The sequence below is a fragment of the uncultured Neisseria sp. genome (assembly GCF_951230505.1).
GTDB lineage: Bacteria > Pseudomonadota > Gammaproteobacteria > Burkholderiales > Neisseriaceae > Neisseria.
In genome coordinates this window covers 1-6,217 of the sequence record NZ_CATNVN010000108.1, presented here as the reverse complement: position 1 = coordinate 6,217, position 6,217 = coordinate 1, and the positions used below count along the sequence as shown (strand labels likewise).

The 6,217-nt window shown below is 48.6% G+C and carries 7 protein-coding genes; 3 read left to right on the top strand and 4 right to left on the bottom strand.

Annotated elements, in window-relative coordinates:
- The first annotated feature begins 73 nt into the window (after positions 1-73).
- From Q1M25_RS07335 to Q1M25_RS07325, 3 genes are read left to right on the top strand one after another with little or no spacing between them, the layout of a single operon-like run.
- Positions 74-1,081 carry a peptidase U32 family protein gene (locus Q1M25_RS07335; protein WP_003748766.1) on the top strand — a complete coding sequence of 336 codons (1,008 nt, stop codon included), beginning with the start codon at positions 74-76 and terminating at the stop codon, positions 1,079-1,081.
- A gap of 10 nt (positions 1,082-1,091) precedes the next feature.
- The gene (locus tag Q1M25_RS07330) at positions 1,092-2,009 is read left to right on the top strand and encodes a U32 family peptidase (RefSeq protein WP_004519591.1); all 918 of its coding nucleotides are present in this window, start codon (positions 1,092-1,094) and stop codon (positions 2,007-2,009) included.
- Entirely contained in the window at positions 1,996-2,442 is a 447-nt protein-coding gene (locus Q1M25_RS07325; RefSeq protein ID WP_004519590.1) for an SCP2 sterol-binding domain-containing protein, read from the top strand. The genes Q1M25_RS07330 and Q1M25_RS07325 overlap by 14 nt, the downstream gene beginning before the upstream one ends.
- Before the next feature lie 150 nt (positions 2,443-2,592).
- On the opposite strand, the gene ccoP is transcribed toward Q1M25_RS07325, so the two are convergent.
- From ccoP to ccoN, 4 genes are read right to left on the bottom strand one after another with little or no spacing between them, the layout of a single operon-like run.
- Entirely contained in the window at positions 2,593-3,939 is a 1,347-nt protein-coding gene (gene ccoP, locus Q1M25_RS07320; RefSeq protein WP_300483432.1) for a cytochrome-c oxidase, cbb3-type subunit III, read from the bottom strand.
- Positions 3,939-4,136 carry a CcoQ/FixQ family Cbb3-type cytochrome c oxidase assembly chaperone gene (locus Q1M25_RS07315; RefSeq protein ID WP_003748776.1) on the bottom strand — a complete coding sequence of 66 codons (198 nt, stop codon included), beginning with the start codon at positions 4,134-4,136 and terminating at the stop codon, positions 3,939-3,941. The genes ccoP and Q1M25_RS07315 overlap by 1 nt, the downstream gene beginning before the upstream one ends.
- A 4-nt stretch (positions 4,137-4,140) precedes the next feature.
- Complete coding sequence (gene ccoO / locus Q1M25_RS07310; protein ID WP_003748778.1) at positions 4,141-4,752, bottom strand: cytochrome-c oxidase, cbb3-type subunit II; 612 nt, start codon at positions 4,750-4,752, stop codon at positions 4,141-4,143.
- A gap of 24 nt (positions 4,753-4,776) precedes the next feature.
- Positions 4,777-6,210 (bottom strand): cytochrome-c oxidase, cbb3-type subunit I, encoded by a 1,434-nt coding sequence (gene ccoN / locus Q1M25_RS07305; RefSeq protein WP_003748780.1) that lies wholly within the window; start codon positions 6,208-6,210, stop codon positions 4,777-4,779.
- Between the last annotated feature and the right edge of the window lie 7 nt (positions 6,211-6,217).

Sequence of the window (6,217 nt, the reverse complement as noted above, 5' to 3'; positions counted from 1 at the left end):
CCATAAAATATTCAGAATTCTACAAAATATCGATTAACCCGATAGAGGTTATCATCAAGACGAGGAACACAAAATGCAGAAAATTCCAGAATTGGTCTGCCCCGCCGGCAACCTGCCTGCACTGAAAACCGCTGTGGACAACGGTGCGGATACGGTTTACATGGGTTTGAAAGATGCGACCAATGCACGAAACTTTCCGGGACTGAATTTCGATATGAAATCTGCGCGGGAAGGCGTAGCTTACGCCCATGCGCGCGGGCGCAATGTACTGATGGCCATCAATACATTCGCACAAGCCGGCCAAGTGGAGCGTTGGCACGCTGCTGTGGATACGGCGGCGGATTTGGGTGCCGATGCGATTATTGTTGCCGACCCCGCCATCATGGCGTATGCGGCAGACAAACATCCGAATTTACGCCTGCATATGTCAGTACAAGGTTCGGCCACCAATTACGAAGCCATCAATATGATGAAAGAGCTGTTCGGCATCCGTCGTGCCGTTTTGCCGCGCGTACTGACCATCGATCAGGTCAAACATGTGATTGACAATACTGATGTGGAAATTGAAGTCTTTGGTTTCGGCAGTTTGTGTGTGATGGTGGAAGGCCGTTGCATCTTGTCGAGCTATGCAACAGGCGAATCGCCCAATATGCAAGGTGTCTGCTCTCCGGCAAAATCCGTCCGCTGGGAACAACTGCCCGACCGCATGAACGTACGTCTAAACCAGGTATTGATAGACCAATACAAACCCAATGAACCGGCAGGTTATCCAACCTTGTGCAAAGGCCGCTTTGAAGTCAATGATGAAACCTACTATGCTTTGGAAGAACCGACCAGCCTGAATGTTTTGGAAATGTTGCCCGAACTCATCAAAATCGGTGTGTCCGCCATCAAAATCGAGGGACGCCAACGCAGTCCGATGTATACGGCGCAAGTAACCAAATCCCTGCGCCAAGCACTGGATGCAGCTGCAGCCGACCCATCGCATTTCAAAGTCAATCCGTCCTGGAACAATGCCTTGAGCAAAGTTTCGGAAGGTCATCAGACAACTTTGGGCGCATACAACCGCCCATGGAAATAAGGGGAAGAAAATGAATTCATTGAAATTGTCGCTGGGCCCTATTTTATTTTTCTGGCAAAAAGAAGCCCTACTGGAATTTTACGTTTCCATGCTGGATACGCCGTTGGATACGGTCTATTTGGGCGAGGTAGTCTGCTCACGCCGTCAGAAAATGCGCTTTGCCGACTGGTTCGGACTGGCTGAAGACTTGGCGGAAAGCGGTAAGGAGATTATTCTTTCTTCACAAGTCCTGCTCGAAAGCGAATCCGATCTGAAACGCTTGCGCAAAATCACGGAGCAGGGAAAGTTTAAAGTTGAAGCCAACGACATGGGGGCGGTCAAATTGGCACGCGAACACGGCATTCCTTTTGTTGCCGGTGCAAGCCTGAATATCTACAACGAAACTACTTTGGACGTATTCCGAAAATTAGGGGCATTCCGCTGGATTGCACCGTCCGAGCTAAGCCGCGATAAGGTTGCCGAAATCATCAAGGCTTCAGACGGCATTGAAACTGAACTCTTCGCTTGGGGTAAAATGCCGCTTGCCTATTCATCACGTTGCTTTACCGCCCGCCATTACAATCTGAATAAAGACAGTTGCGAGTTCCGCTGCCTCGATCATGAGCACGGTATGGCCATGAATACGCGAGAAGGCCAGCCGTTTCTCACCATCAACGGCATCCAAACCATGTCTTACGGCTGCCAAAACCTACTGCCCCACCATGAAGACTTGAATAAAATCGGCGTGAATATGCTCAGACTGTCGCCACAAATGCACAGCATGGCTGAAATTATCCAAATTCACCGCGATGTATTGGACGGAAAAGCCACATGGGAAGATGTCCACCCTGAGTTGGAACGATTGACTACCGGAACACTGGTTGACGGCTATTGGCGCGGTCAGCCCGGTATTGAAACCGTGAAGGAGGCATATTATGGCGCTGCCTGAAATCATATTACCCAAATGGATGACAAAAATCGGTACCAAACTTCCCGGCAAACCTCCACGCTTTGTTTTGGTCTCCGTATTGAATACCATGCTGAGAAAAGGTTTACTGCCTGCCGATATGGAACTTTTTGCCGGAAGAAAATTCGAAATCGAAGTTTTGGATGCCGGTATCAAAGTGCGGTTTAGTGCCAATACGGAAAAATTCCTGGACGACAACTTCAGTGGCGTCCCCGATCTGAGGCTGGCGGCCAACGGTATAGACTTCATGCGCATGATGATGCGCGAGGAAGATCCCGATACCTTATTTTTCAACCGTAAATTGCAAATCGAAGGCGATACGGAACTGGGGCTAATTACCAAAAACTTACTCGACAGTGTTGAGTGGCCTTTCAGCGAATGGTTCCTGAAACGCAGCACGTCCACTTTGGATTGATTAATTTTGGTTGAACCAAGAACAAAGGCCGTCTGAATGTTTCAGACGGCCTTATATATTTCACCTCTTTGATATGTCTTCTCTTATTGGTTTTATCAAATATAAAAAAGCGTACCTTGTTAGGTACGCTTTTTTCAATCCGACTCAAAATTAGAATTTTGCACCGGACTCATTTGCCATAAAGTCTACAGCCGCTTTAACCTCATCGTCACTCAAGCTGCTGTTGCCGCCTTTGGCAGGCATTGAATTAAAACCTTCAAGCGCGTGTTTGTGCAAAGTATCTTTACCTTGCTTAATTCGAGGAGCCCAGTCGTCTTTTTTACCGACAACAGGTGCGCCCGGAATCATACCGCCATGACATGTTTTACAGTTGGCTTCAAAAACAGCTTTGCCGTCTACCTTAACCGGAGCTGCTTCTGCTTTTTCAGCAGGTTTGGCTTCAGCAGCCGGAGCAGCTTTAGCATCTGAAGCAGCTTTATCGGCAGCAGGAGCAGAAGCAGCCGCCGGAGCAGAAGCATCGGCAGGTTGAGCTACCGGAGCAGGCTCGGCTTTTTTAGCAGGAACTTTTTTACCGTCTTTGTTGGACAAACCCCAAACATAAGCGGTCATGATGTGCAGCTTGTCTTTGTCAAGGAAGTGACCCCAAGCAGGCATTTGGCTGCTGCGGCCGTTGGTAATGGTTTCGGTAATCGCTTTTTGAGTACCGCCCCACAACCATACATCGTCGGTCAGATTCGGGCCGAGGCCTTGGATACCTTGACCTTTGTCGCCGTGACAAGTGAAACAGTTGGCAGGTGGGCCGCTAAACAGGGCTTTACCGCGTTCTGCACGTTCTTCGTCGTATTGACCTTTAGGTTTAGAAAGAGACATAACATACTGTGTTACGTTTTTCACTCCTTCTTCACCCAAAGCAGGCCCCCATGCCGGCATAGAGGCAGTACGGCCTTTTTCAATGGTTTCCTGAATTTTTTCAGGTTCGCCACCCCACAACCAGTCGTCGTCGGTCAAATTCGGGAAGCCTTTGGAGCCTTTGGCATCTGAGCCGTGACATTGGATACAGTAGGTATTGAAAAGGTTTTGTGCAATAGCACGGGCTTCAGGGTCTTTAGCCACTTTCTCAATCGGCATATTGGAAAATTTAGCATACACTTTACCGTATTGCTGATTGGCTTTGGCAACTTCTTCTTCATATTGACCATGGCTGCTCCAGCCCCACAGGCCTTTGTAATCGCCAATACCTGGATACATAATCAGGTAGCCGACGCCAAACAGCCATGTGCAGACATAAAGCCAAAACCACCAACGTGGCAGAGGGTTGTTGTACTCCGAAATGCCGTCCCACTCATGACCTGTGGTTTTTACTTCTTCGCCTTTTTTAGGGCGTTTCACAACGTTTTGCGAAAGCAGAAGCCAAGCCAGGCCGATGAAGCTGAGCACGACGATAACGGCAATATATATACTCCAGAAACTACTGGTAAATTGGGATGTTGTGTTCATTATTTTGCTCCGTGATCACGGACTGACTGAGCTTGATCGTCCTTTTCAGACGGCCTTTGTTCGTCATTATCGAAAATACTGCTGGCAGCATCGTCATAGTTTTTCTTATTGCGTCTATTGAATACAATATAGAGAACTAAAATAAAGCTGATAAATACCCAAACAGTAAAGAGCGAGCGAGCCCAGTTAGCGTCCATGATGTTACCTTACGTTTTTCAATGCCAAGCCCAAGCCTTGCAGATAGGCGATAACAGCGTCCAGCTCTGATTTGTTAGCCAGCATTTCAGGTGCTTTGGCAATTTCTTCATCGCTGTAAGGTGTACCCACTTTACGCAGGGCTTTCATATGCGCCACAGTTGCCTCGGCATCGACTTTATTGCGTGCGAGCCATGGGAATGCAGGCATATTGGACTCCGGCACAACGTCGCGTGGGTTCAGCAGGTGGATGCGGTGCCATTCATCGGAATAACGGCCGCCAACACGAGCCAAATCCGGACCGGTACGTTTAGAACCCCATTGGAACGGATGGTCATAAACAGACTCACCGGCAACAGAGTAATGACCGTAACGTTCAGTTTCTGCACGGAATGGACGAATCATTTGAGAGTGGCAGTTGTAGCAGCCTTCGCGTACATAAATATCGCGACCTGCCACTTGCAGGGCGTTATATGGTTTCACGCCGGGTGCAGGTTCGGTAACTGCCTTGGTGAAGAACAGCGGAACAGCCTCAATCAGAAGGCCGACGCTGACTACAAGCAGGGTGAATACAATCAGTACACCGACTTTTTCTTCAGCTAATTGTTGTAATTTCATTTTGGTAGCCTATCTTTCTTGTCATTAGTGGTGTTGAGTTTGAGAAACCGCAGGAATCTCAGCATCAACTGCTTTACCACTGATAGCAGTACGGTAAACGTTATATGCCATGATGCACATACCGCTCAGGTACAGAAGACCGCCGGTGAAACGAATCATGTAGTAAGGCATGGTACGTTTTACGGATTCAACGAAGGAATAAGTCAGCGTGCCGTCGTCATTCAAAGAACCCCACATCAGACCTTGCATTACGCCGGCAATCCACATTGCAGCGATATACAGAACCACGCCGATGGTCGCGATCCAGAAATGCGCCTCAACCAATTTGGTGCTGTACATTTCATTTTTGCCGAACAAGCGGGGAATCATATAGTAAACGGAACCGATGGTTACAAAGCCCACCCAGCCCAATGCGCCGGCGTGAACGTGTGCAACAGTCCAGTCGGTGTAGTGGCTCAGAGCGTTAACGGTTTTGATAGACATCATCGGGCCTTCGAAGGTAGACATACCGTAGAAAGACAGAGAAACGATCAAGAATTTCAAAATCGGGTCGGTACGCAGTTTGTCCCATGCGCCGGACAGAGTCATGATACCGTTGATCATACCGCCCCAAGAAGGCGCAAACAGGATCAAAGACAATACCATACCCAAAGATTGAGTCCAGTCAGGCAATGCGGTGTAGTGCAAGTGGTGAGAACCTGCCCACATATAAGTGAAAATCAAAGCCCAGAAGTGAACAACGGACAAGCGGTAAGAGTAAATCGGACGGCCCGCTTGTTTAGGCACGAAATAGTACATCATACCCAAGAAGCCGGCTGTCAGGAAAAAGCCCACCGCATTGTGGCCATACCACCATTGAACCATCGCATCAATCGCACCTGCGTAAACCGGATAAGATTTCATCAAACCGGCAGGGATGCTGATATTATTGACGATGTGCAACAGCGCAACGGCCAAAATAAAGCCGCCGTAGAACCAGTTGGCAACGTAAATATGTTTGATTTTACGTTTGGCAATCGTACCGAAGAATACGATAGCGTAGGCAACCCACACCAGCGTAATCAAAATGTCGATAGGCCATTCCAATTCGGCGTATTCTTTACCTTGGGTGTAACCCATAGGCAAGCTGATGGCCGCAGCCACGATAACAGCCTGCCAACCCCAGAAGGTAAATGCAGGCAGCCAACCGCCAAACAGACGGGTATTACATGTACGTTGAACAACGTAGTATGATGTACCGATCAAACCGCAACCGCCGAATGCAAAAATAACCGCATTGGTGTGCAGAGGACGCAGGCGGCCGAAGTGGAACCAAGGTCCGATATTGGATAAATCGAGGGCCGGAGCAAAAAGCTGGGCAGCGACGATAACGCCAACCAACATGCCCACAATACCCCAAACTACAGTCATGATGGCGAACTGGCGCACCACTTTGTAGTTATAAGTTTGTGTGTCCATGGAAGTC